The organism is Rhizobium beringeri (assembly GCF_004306515.1).
Classification (GTDB): domain Bacteria; phylum Pseudomonadota; class Alphaproteobacteria; order Rhizobiales; family Rhizobiaceae; genus Rhizobium; species Rhizobium beringeri.
The window spans coordinates 317,236-333,875 of record NZ_SILG01000001.1 but is presented as its reverse complement, the minus strand read 5'-3'; the positions used below and the strand labels follow the sequence as shown (position 1 = coordinate 333,875).

The 16,640-nt window shown below is 61.6% G+C and carries 16 protein-coding genes; 2 read left to right on the top strand and 14 right to left on the bottom strand.

The window, feature by feature from the left end; genetic code table 11:
- Nucleotides 1-45: 45 nt before the first annotated feature.
- The 13 genes from visR to ELH03_RS01705 form a co-directional block, all read right to left on the bottom strand.
- Complete coding sequence (gene visR / locus ELH03_RS01765; protein ID WP_128401094.1) at nucleotides 46-792, bottom strand: transcriptional regulator VisR; 747 nt, start codon at nucleotides 790-792, stop codon at nucleotides 46-48.
- Nucleotides 793-800: 8 nt separating this feature from the next.
- The gene (gene visN / locus ELH03_RS01760; protein WP_128401095.1) at nucleotides 801-1,547 is read right to left on the bottom strand and encodes a transcriptional regulator VisN; all 747 of its coding nucleotides are present in this window, start codon (nucleotides 1,545-1,547) and stop codon (nucleotides 801-803) included.
- A 447-nt stretch (nucleotides 1,548-1,994) separates the two neighbouring features.
- Entirely contained in the window at nucleotides 1,995-3,686 is a 1,692-nt protein-coding gene (fliF, locus tag ELH03_RS01755; protein WP_018244797.1) for a flagellar basal-body MS-ring/collar protein FliF, read from the bottom strand.
- Nucleotides 3,687-3,898: 212 nt separating this feature from the next.
- A complete protein-coding gene (gene cheT, locus ELH03_RS01750; protein ID WP_018072555.1) occupies nucleotides 3,899-4,288 on the bottom strand; it encodes a chemotaxis protein CheT in 390 nt (129 codons plus the stop codon).
- Nucleotides 4,289-4,304: 16 nt separating this feature from the next.
- Nucleotides 4,305-4,859 carry a chemoreceptor glutamine deamidase CheD gene (cheD, locus tag ELH03_RS01745; protein WP_018244796.1) on the bottom strand — a complete coding sequence of 185 codons (555 nt, stop codon included), beginning with the start codon at nucleotides 4,857-4,859 and terminating at the stop codon, nucleotides 4,305-4,307.
- Nucleotides 4,856-5,245, bottom strand: a complete 390-nt coding sequence (locus tag ELH03_RS01740; protein WP_003556488.1) for a response regulator — start codon at nucleotides 5,243-5,245, stop codon at nucleotides 4,856-4,858. Before ELH03_RS01740 ends, cheD begins: the two co-directional genes overlap by 4 nt.
- Nucleotides 5,246-6,289 carry a protein-glutamate O-methylesterase CheB gene (cheB, locus tag ELH03_RS01735; protein WP_130765921.1) on the bottom strand — a complete coding sequence of 348 codons (1,044 nt, stop codon included), beginning with the start codon at nucleotides 6,287-6,289 and terminating at the stop codon, nucleotides 5,246-5,248.
- Nucleotides 6,286-7,194, bottom strand: coding sequence for a protein-glutamate O-methyltransferase CheR (cheR, locus tag ELH03_RS01730; protein WP_128401871.1), 909 nt, complete (start codon nucleotides 7,192-7,194; stop codon nucleotides 6,286-6,288). Before cheR ends, cheB begins: the two co-directional genes overlap by 4 nt.
- Nucleotides 7,191-7,658 carry a chemotaxis protein CheW gene (locus ELH03_RS01725; RefSeq protein WP_012756045.1) on the bottom strand — a complete coding sequence of 156 codons (468 nt, stop codon included), beginning with the start codon at nucleotides 7,656-7,658 and terminating at the stop codon, nucleotides 7,191-7,193. The genes cheR and ELH03_RS01725 overlap by 4 nt, the downstream gene beginning before the upstream one ends.
- A gap of 4 nt (nucleotides 7,659-7,662) precedes the next feature.
- A complete protein-coding gene (locus tag ELH03_RS01720) occupies nucleotides 7,663-9,954 on the bottom strand; it encodes a chemotaxis protein CheA (RefSeq protein WP_128401872.1) in 2,292 nt (763 codons plus the stop codon).
- A gap of 17 nt (nucleotides 9,955-9,971) precedes the next feature.
- On the bottom strand, nucleotides 9,972-10,337 hold the full coding sequence (cheY1, locus tag ELH03_RS01715) for a chemotaxis response regulator CheY1 (protein WP_003545492.1): 366 nt from the start codon (nucleotides 10,335-10,337) through the stop codon (nucleotides 9,972-9,974).
- Nucleotides 10,334-10,630: an STAS domain-containing protein gene (locus ELH03_RS01710; RefSeq protein WP_003545491.1), complete on the bottom strand. Its 297-nt coding sequence runs from the start codon at nucleotides 10,628-10,630 to the stop codon at nucleotides 10,334-10,336. Before ELH03_RS01710 ends, cheY1 begins: the two co-directional genes overlap by 4 nt.
- A gap of 63 nt (nucleotides 10,631-10,693) precedes the next feature.
- Nucleotides 10,694-12,322, bottom strand: a complete 1,629-nt coding sequence (locus ELH03_RS01705) for a globin-coupled sensor protein (RefSeq protein WP_128401873.1) — start codon at nucleotides 12,320-12,322, stop codon at nucleotides 10,694-10,696.
- A gap of 727 nt (nucleotides 12,323-13,049) precedes the next feature.
- Here ELH03_RS01705 and ELH03_RS01700 point away from each other — a divergent pair.
- The gene (locus ELH03_RS01700; protein WP_128401874.1) at nucleotides 13,050-14,471 is read left to right on the top strand and encodes an ArnT family glycosyltransferase; all 1,422 of its coding nucleotides are present in this window, start codon (nucleotides 13,050-13,052) and stop codon (nucleotides 14,469-14,471) included.
- A gap of 6 nt (nucleotides 14,472-14,477) precedes the next feature.
- Here ELH03_RS01700 and ELH03_RS01695 read toward each other — a convergent pair whose 3' ends face one another.
- On the bottom strand, nucleotides 14,478-14,783 hold the full coding sequence (locus tag ELH03_RS01695) for a helix-turn-helix transcriptional regulator (protein ID WP_018244791.1): 306 nt from the start codon (nucleotides 14,781-14,783) through the stop codon (nucleotides 14,478-14,480).
- A gap of 34 nt (nucleotides 14,784-14,817) precedes the next feature.
- On the opposite strand from ELH03_RS01695, the gene ybaL reads away from it, so the two are divergent.
- Complete coding sequence (ybaL, locus tag ELH03_RS01690) at nucleotides 14,818-16,638, top strand: YbaL family putative K(+) efflux transporter (RefSeq protein WP_128401875.1); 1,821 nt, start codon at nucleotides 14,818-14,820, stop codon at nucleotides 16,636-16,638.
- Nucleotides 16,639-16,640 lie beyond the last annotated feature (2 nt).

The following is a 16,640-nucleotide window of genomic DNA, read 5'->3' as shown; positions in this document are numbered from 1 at the left end:
TGCGCGTCTGAAAAGACGCGCAACGCTGTGAAGGCCTGCGCGGGTTCAGCTGATATAACCGAGCCGGATCGCCTTGGCGATCGCCTGAATACGGTTGACGGAATCGAGCTTGATGGTCGCCGAGCCGAGATAGGCGTTCACAGTGTGCACGGACAGGCCAAGCTTGTCGGCAATCTCTTCGCTGATGCGGCCGTCGCCGGCAAGCTGCAGACAGGCGATCTCGCGTTCGCTGAGCGCCTCGGCGGCGGCCGTGCGGCGTTCGTCGAGCGAGAGTAGATCCATCATGATATGGCAGCAGCGACCGTGCAGTTCGACGATGGTATCGCTCGAGGGATCGATCTCATCGCCGGTAAAAAGGATGAAACCGTTGCCGACGGCGCCAAGCCGCACCGGAAAGGCAAGTCCGGAGAAAGGCAGAATACCGTCCTGCAGCCGCGTCATGAACGGCGCGAAGTCCGCCGGACCGGGTGCCGCACGGTCGTAACCGCCGGCCCAGGAAAGCGGCAGCAGCGATTTGTCGATATGGTCGAGAAGAATATCGCCATAGGCGTCCGTGAAGGCCTTGCCGAAACCGGCATTGGATGGTCCCCAGTTCTCAAGCTCGCAGACAAGCCGCTGCTTTGCCGGAAGGCCCGAACCGCTGACGCGGAAGATCGCGAATCCTTGCGCATCGGCAAGCTTCTGCATCGCGATCAGCCGCGGGAAAAGATCGGACCGGCTGGAAATCCTGCTCACACGCACCATGCGCAGCTGCTCAGCGCTGCTCATCGTCCTGCCTAATGGGTGCCCCATAGATCCCCCTATACGAGATTATTCCGGACGGCGAAAGCAATGGCCTCGGACCGGGTCTTGGTCGCCGTCTTGCGCATCACACTGGTGATGTAGTTGTTGATGGTATTGCGGGAAATTCCGAGGATCATCGCGATCTCGTCGCTGGTCTTGCCCTCGGCGATCCAGAACAGGCATTCCAGTTCCCGGTCTGTCAATTCGAAATCGCGATCGACCCTCGTCCCGCCGCAGCGAAGGAAGCTCGCGACATAACCTGCAAGCAGGCCCACATCGCGCAGCCGCTCCGGCGAAAGAATGAACCCCTCGCCGAACAGGAACATCAGAGCCAGCCGCGACCGGCCGACATTGAAGGTCACCGAACAATATTGCCGGCTGGCGCCGTCCGGAACTTCGGCACTGTCAGGCAGGAGAGCAAAATTCGGCTGGAAGACCTGCATGCATCTTTCCAGCTCGGTCGAACGGGCATAGCCCCGGACCAGATCATTGGCGATGTCCCTGACCAGGTCGAAGGGCCAATCAGACGAAACGATGAAATCGAGGCCACTTTCCTGGAGGAGATCGCAGCGCGCCAGAAGGTAGTACGAAGCACCCACGTAGTCCGTCAGTGCGCGCAGACCGGACTGCAACCTACCGCTGCTGGTGACACCGTGGAGACGCTGGAGCAGCTCATCGCGCGGCAACAGATCCGGCACCACCGCACTCGCGAAATTCGCCATCTGCCTCTCGCCTTTGCTCGCCTGAATTACATTCATATCCATTGGCAACGTCCTGCGGCTGAGAAACGATCGAACTCGGTGCAACAGCAATTTTTCTGTAAGGGATTCAATTCAAGTCCCGCTCGAATCCCATTTCGAATCACCTAAGGGTAAGCCAGCCGATGCAAATCACTATCTCCGACTTCTAGGGATTTACTTTCGCTGTCGCCAATGCACTGATTCGATCACTCGTTCCAGCCTTCAAGATATAGGGAGGCTAAGGTGATTCTGGCGGTATCGCAACTTGCTTCGCGTTTTACGCGAGTCCATCTTATCATATCGCGCTACAGCCGCATTTCAGTGGTCGGGCCTATCGTCTTATTCGAATTCACGACCCTGATTGTCATGGCGAGTCTCTCGCATCTCCAGTCACGGCTTTTTAGCAAACAGCGGTTGGGGAATCAGGCTTCGATACCGACATGAAAAAAGGCCGGTTGCCCGGCCTTTGTTTTACGCTGCGTCGTCGATCGCCCATTTCCTGAGGATTTTCGCGGCGCGTTCCTCGTTGATCTCGACCATACGGGAGAGCTTGCGTTCCGGGCCTTCCTTGACGCGCCGGTTGAAGTTTCCATCGTCGTCGCCGAGGCTGAGCAGGTCTTCGGTACTGTCGAAGCCGAAATCGGACCCGAAGCCATCCATGAGAGCGCCACCGGCGGCTCCTGAGGCTGGCGCGAAGTCCGGAAGCTCGAGGCCGGCCGCTTCCGGCGTGGCGTCGCCGAAAGCCGCAGAGCTGCCGTTGCCGCTGACGCTGCGCACCAGCGGCCGCAGACCCATCCAGACCACCACGAAGGCAACCGCGACGAAGGCGAGCGAGTTGATGATACCGGCAAGGTTGCGGCTCAGCATGTCCATGACGCGGACGCCACCGGTGGCGTCTTCAAGCAGCTGATTTTCGAGGAAGTCCATGGCCGTGACGGTGACGACGTCGCCGCGCTTGGCGTCGATGCCGGCCGCCGAAGCGACGATCTTCTGCATTTCGGCAAGATAGGCATCGACCTTGGTCTGGTCGGCGGGTTCTCCGACCATCTTGGCGATACGGCCCTTGTTGACCACCACAGCGATCGAAAGCTTCTCGACCTTGTAGCTGTTGCGGGTCGTCGCCGTCGTCTTGCTGTTGATTTCGTAGTTGGTCTGCTCTTCGCGCTTGTCGGATTTGTCCTGCGATTCGGGCCCGGCGGAACCGCCGGCCTCGGGGGCCGCCTGCGGAATGTTCTGCTCGACCGTCGTCGCGCTATCGGACTGCTTCTGCTGCGACTGCTGGGCTTCCTTCGTCGAGCGAACCGAGCGTTCGACCTTGGATTCGGGATCGTAAGTCGTTTCCTGGATCTGCTGGGCGTCCGTGTTGAGATCGGCGGTGACGCTGGAGCGGAAGTTGTCCATGCCGAGGAAGGGTGCCAGCGCCTTGTCGATGTTGGATTCGACTTCCTGCTGAACGTTCTGGACGATGTTGAGCGAGCGGTTCAGCGAGCTGTTGCTCGCCTCATCGCCGGAAGCGAGCAGCTGGCCGGCGGAATCGAGGATGGTCACATCATCGACGTCAAGCCCCGGCACAGCCGAGGCGACGAGGTGGCGGATCGAGGTCGCTGCGCTGCGCCCTGTGGTGGCGCTGGCGCGAATCATGACGGAAGCAGTCGGTTTCTGCTCCGCCTTTCGGAAGTTTCCGACCTCCGGCATGACGATATGGACGCGTGCGGCTGTTATGCCCGAGATCGACTGGATGGTGCGGGCGATTTCGCCTTCCAGCGCCCGAACCCGCGTCACCTCCTGCATGAAGGAGGTCAGGCCGAGAGAGCCGACATTGTCGAAGAGTTCGTAACCGGCATTGGCGCTGTTCGGCAGGCCGCGCTCGGCAAGCATCAAGCGGGCCTTGCCCGTCATCCCCGCGGGGACGCTGATGCTGGTGCCGTCCGTGCCGACCTGGAAATTGATGTTGGCTTCGGCAAGCGCCATGCTGATCTGGTTGAGATCCGGCGAGTCCAGACCGACATAGAGCGTTTCTTGTGCCGGCTTGTTGACGAAAAGGGCAGCCGCAAGGACGATTGCGATAGAGACGGCACCGACGCCTCCAAGAATCATCAGGCGCGTTCGGCCCAAGGCGCCGAAGTTCTTAAATATCTGAACTAATTGATTTAACAGATTCATTCTGTTCTCGCACGATCCGTCAAAGACAAAGCAGGCTTATTGCCTCATCAGACGAATAGTCGGCGAAACTTGTGCGAGCGTTTCGTGGAGAACGGAAGGGCCGAAAAGGTTCCAAAGCATGTCGCGCAAAAGTGTGCAGCGGTTTTGCGAAAACGAAATGCCCAAAATGGGCCTAAAGCGCAAGGAGCAAATCTGGAGAATTGCGACGCGCTTTAGAAGAAATCGAAGTCGCCGGCTGCCTTGCTCAATGGCTGGGAATGGCCGTGGCGTGTGGCGCCGCCCAATGCCTTCTGCATCTCTGCCAGCTTGACAAGGCTGAGCGCGGTTGCGACGTCGACTGCCCAGCCGTGCGGGATTTCGCCGGTGATGGTATCGATGAATTCGGCAAGGCCGCGCGATTTCTGCACGGCCAGATCAATGCCCTGCATGACCTTCATGGCATCCGGCGAATTCAGGATTTCGGCGCCGCCGATTTCGAGAAGCTGCGGCTCGATGCGCTCGATGAGATAGGCGACATCGTGCAGTTCGGACACGATGCGCATCAGGATGTCGCTCAGCGCTTCAACAGGCGCAGGCGGCTCCATCACCGGGTTAAATGTCATATGAAAATCCTCGCCATCAAAAAAATTCGATACTGGTTTCGACGGGCTTCTGCGGAGCGGCGGGACGCTGCTCGAGAGCGACAGTTCTCTGCGTTTCGGCGCCGGTCAGGGGGTATTGCCGTGCACGACCGGAGACCGGCCAATATTCAAGCTTGCGTCCATGCTCTCCACCAGTGCTGGAACCGACCACCGGAATGCCTTCATCCCTCAGGAACTGCACGGCGAAGGCCGCGTTCTGCTCACCGACATTGGAGAATGTCGAGATCGTCTTCGCGCCGCCGAAGATTTTTGCTTCCAGCCGGTCGCGCCGGGCGCCCTGCTTCAGGAGGCCGTTGATCAGCAGTTCCATCAGATGCACGCCGTACCGCGTGGCATCGCCACCTGAAGTCGGCGACGTCGCCGAACCGGGCAGCAGAAAGTGGTTCATACCGCCGACACCGGCGACAGGATCTCTGAGGCACGCAGCCACGCACGAACCGAGAATGGTCGACAGGACCGCATTCGGATCGCTCAGAACCTTGTACTCGCCCTGAATGATGTGCACGCGGCGGGCTGCCCCCTCAGTGATCATTTCAGGGCTCCAAACACGGCTTCGATGGCCGCTTTCATCTTCTCGATCGTGAACGGCTTGGCGAGCACGTTGTTGGCGCCGAGCTGGGCCGCCTTCTGCACCAGTGCGCGGTCGCCCTGGGCGGTCAGGATGATGAAGGCCGCCTTCTTGGTGTTCGGGTTGGTGCGAACAGCCTGAAGGAAGCCGATGCCATCCATCTTCGGCATGTTGAAGTCCGAGATCACCAGGTGGTGCGGCTGCTCGGCCATGATCTTCATGCCCTGCTCGCCGTCGCCGGCCGAGGTGATCTGCTTGAAACCGAGCTGGGTCAGCGCGTCGCTGAGCAGCAACCGGCTCGTTACCTGATCATCGACGATCAGAACTTTGATTTTCTCCGCGATCGACATTTATTCGGTCCCTTCCTTTCGGGCGGCTGTCATTTTCAATATTTCTTCACCGATGGCAGACAGCGGGAGCTGCTGCTCAACGGCGCCAAGTTCGTGAGCAACCCTTGGCATTCCGTAAACGACACAGGTTTTTTCGTTCTGGCCGAGCGTTCTGGCGCCGGCGTGGCGCATTTTCAACAATCCGGCGGCGCCATCGCGACCCATTCCGGTCAAAATCACGCCGACGGCATTCCGGCCCGCCAGTTCCGCGACCGAATCGAAAAGCACGTCCACCGAGGGGCGGTGACCATTGACCGGTGCCCGGTCAACGAGACGGCAGCACGGCGCCGAGGCGCTGGTGACCTGGAGGTGACGCTCGCCGCCCGGCGCCAGATAGATCTTGCCGATTTCGAGACGGGCACCATCGGTCGCTTCCTGCACCACCGGCGCACAGAGGCGGTTCAGCCGTTCGGCGAAGCTCTTGGTGAAGGTCGGCGGCATATGCTGGGTGATGACAGTCGGCGGGCAATTCGCCGGAAATTTCTGCAGCACGGCGATCAGCGCCTCGACACCGCCGGTCGACGAGCCGATCGCGACGATCTTGCGGCCGACGCGGAAATCGGCGACCGAGGGTGGTGGCGCGACGGCGGCAACAGGCTGGGAATATTGGCGTTGCGTGCGCGCGGCGGCCTTGACCTTCTCGGCGAGGTCGCCAAACGGCCTTAGTTCGCCCGGTGCCGGCTTGCCGACGCAGTCGAACGCGCCGATCTCCAGCGCCGCAAGCGTCGCCTCGGCGCCGCGATGGGTCATGGTGGATACCATGATCACCGGCATCGGACGCAGCGTCATGATCTTTTCGAGGAAATCGAGGCCGTTCATGTTCGGCATCTCGATGTCGAGCGTCACGACGTCGGGGTTCAGCCGCTTGATCGCCTCGCGCGCTTCCAGCGCATCGCCGGCCTGGCCGATGACGTTGACCTCGGGGTCGGAACTGAGCACAGCGGTGATCAGGCCCCGCATCGTCGGGGAGTCGTCAACAACGAGAACTCTTGCCGGAGCGCTCATGCCTTCCTCCCGTGACCTTTGGCCGTATAGCGATAGGTCGTGATGCCGATATTGTCGAAGACGTGTTTTGCCTCACCCGAAACACGCTCGGAATGGCCGATATAGAGATGCCCGCCCTCCGGCAGCAGACCGGCGAAACGCTGCCAGATCTTCATCTGCGTGGGCTCGTCGAAATAGATGACGACGTTGCGGCAGAAGATGACGTCGAACTTGCCCTTGAACGGCCATTGCGCCATCAGGTTCAGCTCGTTGTAGGTGATCAGCCGCTTCACGCGGTCGTCGACCTGGAACTTCCTGCGGCCCTGTATCTCGACTTCGCTGAACCATTGCTTGCGCATGGCAGGCGACACGGTTTCAAGCGCGCTCTCGTCATAGGCGCCGGCCCGGGCGATCGCGAGAATCTTCGGATCGATGTCGGTTGCCAGGATCTTGAAGTCGTAGTCCGCGACATTCGGCATCAGCGACAGCACCGTCAGCGCGATCGAATAGGGTTCCTGCCCATCTGAGGAGGCGGCTGACCAGATGCGCACCCTGCCGCCCGATCTCGCCCGCTGTAGAAGTTCCGGCAGGACATGGTCGCGCAGGTGGTCGAAATGGTGGTTCTCGCGGAAGAAGCGGGTAAAATTGGTGGTCAGGTGCGAAAGCATCTCGCGGCGCGGCGCAGCACCCGCCGGCGAAGCGACAAGGTCGCAATATTCCCGAAAGCCGGACAGACCGAGATTGCGGATATGCTTCGATAGACGCGAATAGACCAGCGACGCCTTTGTCTCGTTGAGGAAGATGCCGGCATCGGAATAGATCATCGCGGCGATCTCGGTGAGGTCGCGGCGCGTCAGCGGATATTCTCCGCTCGCCAGGACCTCGTCGGATCCCTGTTTCTGATCTTTTGCGCCCATTACACTCATGCGGCTTCGCTTTCGGTCTCTGGAAAGAGGGATTCGAGTTCGATCAGGCAGATCATTCGCTTCTCGATGGCGAGAATGCCGCGGGCAAATTGACGCTCGAGCTCGGAGGAGATCTCGGGCGTCGGCTGGATGGTTTCGTCGGTCACCGTCAGAATATCGGAAACGGCGTCGACCAGGAGGCCGACGACCTTACGCCGGACCTGGGCCACGATGATGACATGACGGGCGGTCGGATCGGCCGGCTTCATGCCGAGCCGGGCCGCAAGATCGATGATCGGCAGCACCGCGCCGCGCAGGTTGATGACTCCCAGCATATAGCCAGGCGAATGCGGCATCGCGGTCGCCGGGGTCCAGCCCCGGATTTCGCGAACCGACATGATGTTCACGCAAAACTCCTGATCCCCGATGCGGAACGCGATCAGCTCGCGATCCCCCTCGTTCAGATTTTTTACAGTGTACGACATTCCCTTAGCCCACCGCTGCTAACGACATTTCCGCTTTGAGCGACTGGCCGCGCGAGGCGCCGACAACCGCGTCGACATCGAGGATGAGAGCCACGCGGCCGTCACCGAGGATTGTGGCGGCAGCAATGCCCGGCACATGGGTGTAGTTCGCTTCCAGGCTCTTGATGACCACCTGCCGTTGACCCTGGATGGCATCGACCATCAGGGCGCGTTGGCCGCCGCCTTCGGATTCCACCAGAAGCGCCACGCCCTCGACCGGATTGGCCTGGGTGGCGCGGAAGTTCAGGATGCGGCCGACATCGACCAGCGGGCAGAAACTGTTGCGGATCGAGATCAGCCGGTGGTTGGCACCGAAGGAATGGATCGCGGCAGCTTCCGGCTGCAGGGTTTCGACGATCGCGGTCAGCGGCACGACCAGCGTCTGGCCGGCGACGGTGACCACCATGCCGTCGAGGACGGCGAGCGTCAGCGGCAGGCTCATGGTGAAGACCGAACCGTGGCCCGGCTTCGAGGTGATGTTGATGCGGCCGCCGAGCGCCTGGATCGAGCGCTTGACGACGTCCATGCCGACGCCGCGGCCGGAGATGTCAGAGATCTTGTCGGCCGTCGAGAAGCCCGGCAGGAAGATCAGATTGTCGATTTCCTCGTCCGACAGGTTGGAGTCGGCCGGGATGAGGTCGTTGTCGATCGCCTTCTGGCGGACCTTCTCGCGGTTGATGCCGGCGCCGTCGTCGGCAAGCTCGATCAGGATGCGTCCCGAACGATGCTTGGCGGTGAGGCGGACTGTGCCTTCGGTGTTCTTGCCGGCAGCTGCGCGCTTTTCGGGGGTTTCGATGCCGTGGTCGACGGCGTTGCGGATCATGTGGGTCAGCGGCTCGGCCAGCTTGTCGATGACCGTCTTGTCGACTTCGGTGTTTTCACCTTCAGTGATGAGGCGGATCGACTTGCCGGTCATGTCGGCGATTTCGCGGACGATACGCGACATGCGCTGGAACACCGGCTTCACCGGCTGCGCGCGGATCGCCATGACCGAGTCCTGGATCTCGCGGGTGAGCTGCTGCAGCTCCTCGAGGCCCATATTGATCGAGGAGGTGCCGGTCGTGTCATTCTCGATGACGCTCTGCGACAGCATCGCCTGGTTGATGACCAATTCGCCGACGAGGTTGATGAGGCGGTCGACACGGTCAAGATCGACGCGGATCGTCTGGCCGGCACCAGCGGCATTGTTCTGGGCGGCCGCACTTGCCGCGGCCGCTGCGGCAGCTGCCGATTCCTTCTTCTCGACACGGGCTGCGGCCGCGGCCATCTGCGTGACGTTGGAGGCAGTCTCGGCGGCGGCAACGGCTGCGGCCGTCTCTTCGACGCGCGCGTCTGAGGCGGAAACCTCTTCCGTTGCGCCCGTTTCGTCCAGGATCGACAGATCGAAGGGAACCGGCACCATCGGCAGTTCGTCGTTGCTGGTCGCGTCGGCCCTTGCTTCCTCGACCGGCTTCACCGTCAGTTCGCAATCCCACTCGGCGAATTCGAAGACGGTGCGAATGGCGTCCTCGCCCTTGTCCGTCTTGATCGTGACGTTCCAGAAGAAATAAGCGCCTTCCGGATCGAGTTCCTCGAGGCCCGGCAGGTCATCCGTATTGCAGTAGATGGTCATTTCGCCGAGGCGCGAGAGGTCGCGCAGCAGCAGGGTGGCGTCATTGCCCTTGGAATAGAGTTCGTAGCGCGGCTTGAAGATGACTTCATAGGCCGGCATGCCGCCCGCATCGCCCTCGCCGCCAAAATCGTCGAAGGAAAAGGGGACTGGCTGGAAGCCGCTGTCGTCGGTCGGCTTGGGGGTCGGCGCCGGAGCGGCCGGAGCAGCCTTTGCGGCGGCCTTCGGCGCCGGCGCTTCGGTCGATGCCGAGGGAGACGGCAATTCACCGTTGGCCAGCGCCTCGAGTTCCTTGACGAGGCCGCGGCTGCGGCTTTCATCGACGCTGCCGCCGTCGCGTGCGGCGTTCGTCAGGTCGGCGAGCACGTCGGCCGACTTCAGCATAACCTTCAGGACATCCTGGTTCGGCTCAAGCTTGTTGGATCGAACGCAATCGAGAGTGGTCTCGAAAACATGGGCGAAGGCTACCAGATCGTCAAGGCCGAAGGCGCCGGCGCCACCCTTGATCGAATGTACGGCACGGAACACCGCATTGATGGTTTCCGGATCGCGATCGCCATCATTCATTTTCAGAAGACCGGATTCCAGCTCGGCGAGCTGCTCCTCGCACTCCTGGAAAAAGATCTCTTTGATTTCGTTCATATCCATAGGAGCAAATCCTGGGTTTAAGCGGTTACACGCTCAATGGCATCGATCAGCTTGGCCGGGTCGAAGGGCTTGACGATCCAGCCCGTGGCACCGGCCTGGCGGGCGCGGTTCTTCTTTTCCGCGTCGCTTTCGGTGGTCAGGACCAGGATCGGGATCGCCCGATATTTCTCGTTGCGGCGGACACCTTCGATGAAGCCGAAACCGTCGAGGCGCGGCATGTTGATGTCGGTCACGATGACGTCAGGATTGGACTCTTCGAGAACCTCGAGGCCCTCGATGCCGTCTTCCGCCTGTATCGTCTCGAAGCCGGCATTGTTCAGCGTCACGAGAAGCATGTTTCGGATGGTGCGGGAATCATCCACGGTGAGCACTTTTTTCTTCATTGCCGAATCTCCTTGGCAAGCAGGTGGTCAATATTGACGCCAACCAGCTGCATCGTTTTCTGAAATGCGTCGGACACCTTGGAGAAGGTGAACGGCTGCTTGTCCTGCTCCCAGGTCTTCTCGGCGGACATCAGGACCTGGGCGCAAAGAGCACCGATCCGTTCGACGCCGGAAGCGTCTATCGAAAGACCGCTACCCCGGAGAGAGAGGAGTTTATCGCGCAAGGCGGAAGCCTCGTTGAGGTCGAGCACCGCTGTCAAATCCAGCGTCTTGCCACTCTTCTTTGCTGCCATCAGCTTTTCCTTGTCCCCTTATCCCCGGCCCGCAAAGACGAGCTGGGGCAATCATCCGATAGGTTAGTAAACATTCCGCCCACCTCCGACGCTTGCGAAGGGCTGTGGAAGGCCAAAATCGTCATTTTCGTATTCGTCCACGGCCTGTGCCGGACGGGAAGTGACCTCGATGGCGCGCGGCGGTGTCACGCGAACCGGTGCTTGACGCCCGGCAGTGGCGTTTTCCCGGGCGATGCGGAATTCGCGAATCGTCTGGCCGAGCTCGAGAATGACGGTGTGGAGGTGGTCGGCGCCTTCAGCGGAGCGTTCCGCAAGGCCGGCGCTATCCGCCACTTCGCCACCCAGGCCCTTGACGTCTGATGTCACGCTGTCGAGGCTGGCGGCATGTTCGCCGGTTCGAGTGGCGATGCCGGCGATGGCGGCGTTGATGTCGGTGACCTGACGCACGATGCTGCCGATCGAATCCTGTGTGCGGCCGACCATTTGCACACCGGCGTCGACCTGCGCCTTGGTCGTCGTCACCAGCGTCTTGATCTCGCGAGCGGCTTCGGCCGAGCGCTGGGCAAGGGCGCGAACTTCCTGGGCGACGACGGCAAAACCGCGGCCGGAATCGCCGGCGCGAGCGGCCTCGATGCCGGCATTCAGCGCCAGAAGATTGGTCTGGAAGGCGATCTCGTCGATCGCGCCGATGATCTGGCCGATCTTTTCGGCCGACTGTTCGATATCGGCCATGGCGCTGATCGCGCGGCCGACGACCTCACCGCTTTCCTCGACGGCTGCGCGCGTCGTGGCGGCCGCCTGTTCGGCAGCGCGGCTGTCGGCAGCACCGTTGCGCACACTGCCGGCAATGCCGGCAAGGGCCGCAGCGGAAAGCTGCAGCCGATCGGCCTGGCCGGAAGCTGTGCCGGCGAATTGCCGCGACAGACCGGCAAGCGAGCCCGTCGCCGCTTCGGCCTTGACCGTGCGCTCGGTGATGGCGGTGAACTCGGCCTGGAGGCCATCCAACGCACCGTTCAGCGCGGCGGCGATCCCGGCACAGGCGCCGTCGACGGGCGCGCGTCGCGTCAGGTCGCGTGCGGAAAGACCGTCGATGACATCGCCGAAGATCCTGATGATCTCGGCCTCGTTGTCGGCGCGCTGGTCGGCAAGCGCGCGCTGCTCCCCGGCGCGCAGCGCGTTGAAGCGGAGCGAGACGGCAATTTCCACATCGACCATGACGATGCGGATGATCGCCGTCATCAGATCGGAGATTTCACGGGTGCGGCGCTTGGCCGACGGCAGCAGCGGACGGCCGGCGATCTGCTCGGCGAGACCGGAAACGACATGCTCCAGCATGACGCCATGGCCGGCGACGTGCCAGCGCGGGTCGAGGCCCATCTTGCTTTCGGTATCGGAGAGAACCTTGACGCGCTCGGCATAGAGGCTGTCGAACCGCGCATCCGTCAGCACGTCCCAATGCGAGGACTGCAGATCGTGCAGGCGGTCGACCTGGCGCTCGCTCTCGAAATTGCGCGAGGCGTCGGGGAATGACTGGAACCTGTGGAAGAGATCCCTGAGGCCCGCCTTCAGATGCGCCTCAAGGGCCGGCCGGTTGCGGCGCACCAGCTCGCACTGGTCGGCATCGAGACCGGCAAAGCGCAGTCGGTCGCGCAAGCTGCCTGCCTGCGCGCCACGAGCCTGATCTGATGGCATATCCTGCCTCAACGCCTGTCCCCAACCACTTTCCGGGCGAAGGCCCGGCCAAAAACTTTCGCAGCATCCGATGAACGCGAAGCGTGGAGACGGTCCTCACCACCGGTTACAACCGGCGGATCGAAGCCCCCTGATCAGCTATGTTTCGGAGCTGTCTGAAGAGATGGATACCGGATCAACCCGGTACGGCGGGACGGCGTCATGCCTGGTGGGAACGAGTGCATCTTCCCATTCCGACGTGTAACCCAATGTTTATGGTTAATTCCTTGCTTGAAGGTTAATAAGCCTTTCGCGGTGCAGGCTTTTGAAGCAATTCAAGGCCGTTCACAGAAAATACTGCTGCGGAGTTGCATGGCTGCTACAAGGCACACGCAAGCTCCGTGTTATATGCCGGTCGATAACCAAGACATGACGTCGACAAGGACAGAGCAATGATTGTTCTCGGATTGGGTTCCTGCTTGATTGCAATGACGTTGCTTGCCGCCGTCGCCCGTCTCGATTTTCTCGCTGCAAACCGCGATCTCCGCGCGCTTCGGGTATTCTAAAGCGCGGCGCGATCTTTCAGATATGCTCCTCGCGCTTTAGCTCTTTGTTTTTAGCATGTCGTTATTGCAAAACCGCTGCACAGTTTTGCGCGACATGCTTTAGACCCACCCTTCCCCGTTGGCAGTCCGGCACCTTTGGTGTATCGCACTCGCGCCTTTCATGTCAGCGGAACTATCGGTTCATGTCCCCCAGATCTGGTCTCCTCATCGTTCTTGGCTTCACGCTCTGGCGTGTCGTCACGCTCAATTTCGATGCGACGGACCTTTTCGTCGACGAGGCGCAGTACTGGTTCTGGTCACAGAACCTCGATCTCGGCTATTATTCAAAGCCGCCGATGATTGCCTGGGTGATCCGGGCGATGACCGAGCTTTCCGGCTCCAACGCCATCTATTGGATCAGGCTGCTCGGACCGCTGATCCACATGGCGGCGGCACTGGTGCTGATGAAGACGGCAAAACGTTTCGTCGGGCCGGAGATCGAAGGCTGGACGGGCGCCACCTACATCACGCTCCCCGGCGTCGCGCTTTCTTCGGTGTTCTTCTCGACCGATGTGATCCTGCTATTCTTCATCGCGATCGCGCTGCTTGCCTATTTCGGCCTGACGCAGCGACGCTCGGTCGGGCTGGCGCTCGTCATGGGCCTTAGCGTCGGCCTCGCCTTCCTAACGAAGTATGCCGTGCTGTTCGTCGTTCCGGGCGGCGCGCTTGCCCTTCTCCTCATTCCGGCGGCGCGCATCGCCATCCGGGATTTCATCATCGCGGTCGCGGTTGCGGCGGTCGTCGCCGTGCCGAACCTCTGGTGGAACCTGGAGCACGACAACACGACGGTGCGGCATACGCAGGATATCGCCCATTGGAGCGAACTCGGTATCAATGTCCGTCGCGGACTTGAATTCTTCTCCGCCCAATTCGGCGTCGTCGGGCCGATCATCTTCTTCGCGATGCTCTGGGCGGTCTACCGGATGATCAAGGGCAGGAGCGACGACCGCGAGAAGATGCTGATCTGGCTTTCGATGCCGGTGGTGGTGCTCATCACGCTGCAGGCAACGGTCGCCAAGGCGTACGCCAACTGGGCGGTGACTGCCTATGTCGCCGGGACCATCATTGCCGTCTGGCTGCTTTACCGGATGTGGCCGAAGGGGCTCAGGCTGTCGCTGACCATCAACGGCATCGCCAGCCTGCTCTTCCCGTTGGCGACGATCTTTCCGCATCAGTTGCTGCTGCCGAACGGCGACGAGCTGATGAAGCGCTATCTCGGCCGCGCCGAAGTCAGCCGCGAGGCCGCCGCACTCGCAGCTCAGGCCGGCACCGATATCATCGTCACCGACAATCGCGACATGGTCGCCGATCTTTTCTATACGCTCCGCGATGCATCCTACAGGATCTATGCGCGAGCGCCCGCGGGCCTTCCGGAGAGCTATTACGAGCAGGAATTCGCTCTGCCTGCCGACATCACCGGCAAGGTGCTTTTCCTGACGGACGGGCCCTTCACCTGCGCCACCGAGACGCCCGAGGCGCTGAAGAACTGGCAGCCGACGGAAGGCAACTACAAGGGCAAGGCGCTCCACATCTACAAAGTCTCCGCGGCCTGCCTGGCGCCCTGAGCCGGTTTAGCCGGCTGGATCAGGCAGGCAAAGGCCGGTGCCCGCTCCTTCGATCTCCACAAATTTGACGCCGCCCTCCTCGAAGGCGAGGCGCAGCTGCGCCTCCGTCGCGCGGTGGATGTCGTGGTGGCGGCCTTCATAATCGCGGATGGTGCTGCGCGAGACGGCAGCCCTCTCGGCAAGATCGGTCTGCGTCCAGTCGAGCAGGCCGCGCGCCGCGCGGCAGAGAGGGGGAGTGAGAATTGTTTCCCTTGCGCCTTGACCCATGATTTCAAGTTGCCCATATTGGTCGATATAGACCATATATGTCATATTACGAACGGGATTTCCAGATCGGGAGACAGCAATGCCACACGATACGCCCTTGATTTCGACAATCGTCGGCGGCCTCGTGCTGGCTTTCATCTTCGGCGCCTTCGCCCATCGGCTGCGGATGCCGCCGCTCGTCGGTTATCTCATCGCCGGCGTGCTTGTGGGGCCACATACGCCAGGTTATGTGGCGGATCAGAACCTTGCGCCGGAGCTGGCCGAAATCGGCGTCATCCTGCTGATGTTCGGCGTCGGGCTGCATTTCTCCCTGAAAGACCTGCTATCGGTGCGTGGCATCGCAGTGCCCGGCGCGATCGTGCAGATCGCCTTTGCGACACTGCTCGGCTGGGGGCTTGGCGCCTTCATGGGCTGGCCGACCGGTGGCAGCCTGGTCTTCGGCCTGGCGCTTTCGGTCGCCTCCACCGTGGTGCTGTTGAAAGCGCTGCAGGAGCGGCGCCTGGTCGAGACCGAGCGCGGCAGGATCGCCGTCGGCTGGCTGATCGTCGAGGATCTCGCCATGGTGCTGGCGCTGGTGCTGATCCCGGCCGCCGCCAGCATCGGCGGCGAGGGTCACGCTCCCGTCGAACCGCTTTCGGCCGCGCTCAGCCGCCTGTTCGGCCTCGATCTCGGCATCGGCGGCATGATCGCCATGACGCTGGTGAAGGTGGCGCTGTTCGTGGCGCTGATGCTGGTTTTCGGCCGCAAGCTCATTCCATGGACGATGCACCGCATCGCCCATACCGGTTCGCGCGAGCTCTTCCGGCTCGGCGTGCTGGCGATCGCGCTCGGCGTCGCCTTCGGAGCCGCGAAGCTCTTCGGCGTGTCGCTGGCGCTCGGCGCCTTCTTTGCCGGCATGGTGCTTGCCGAAAGCGAGCTCAGCCATCGCGCCGCACAGGAAAGCCTGCCGCTGCGCGACGCCTTTGCCGTGCTGTTCTTCGTCTCGGTCGGCATGCTGTTCGATCCGAACATCTTGATCGACAAACCGCTGCCGATCCTTGCCACCATCTTCATCATCGTCATCGGCAAGTCCGTCGCCGCGCTCCTGATCGTGCTCGCCTTCAAGAAGCCGCTCAGTACGGCGCTGACGATTTCGGCAAGCCTCGGCCAGATTGGCGAATTCTCCTTCATCCTCGCCGCCCTCGGCGTCGAACTCGGGCTGCTGCCGGAGGAAGGCCGCGATCTGATTCTTGCCGGCGCCATCATCTCGATCATCCTCAATCCGCTACTGTTTTTCCTCTGCGACCGCATGCGGCCGCTGCTGGATGGTGCAAAGCGCGAAGACGTCGTGGCGGACCCTGCTCCCGCTGCCGATGCGATAGCAGCGCAGGAGGAGATGCCGTCTGAAGACGACGAGGTGCACCCGACCGCTCTCAGCGGCCACGCCATTCTCGTCGGCTACGGGCGGGTTGGCAGCATCGTCGGACAGAATCTCAAGTCGTCAGCCACACCTTTTCTCGTCATCGAGGACTCCGACAAGCGCATCGGCGAGCTGAAGGTGCAGGGTATCGAAACCCTGGCGGGCAATGCGGTGATGCGGGAAACGCTCGACCTTGCCAATCTTTCCGGCGCCCGCAGCATTGCCATCGCCATCCCGAACGCCTTCGAGGCCTGCCGCATCGCCGAGCAGGCCCGCAGCGTCAATCCATCGATCCTCATCGTCGCCCGCGCCCATTCCGACGCCGAGGTCGATGAGCTGAAGCACTATGGCGCCGACACCGTCATCATGGGCGAGCGTGAAATCGCGCTTGGCATGGTTGACCGGCTCGCCCAAGTGCATCATGAGAGTGTGCCCTATGAAGACGGGCATGGGCCTGATACAATTATGCCGACGGATGACCCTCCGCCGGGAAGAGAATGAGA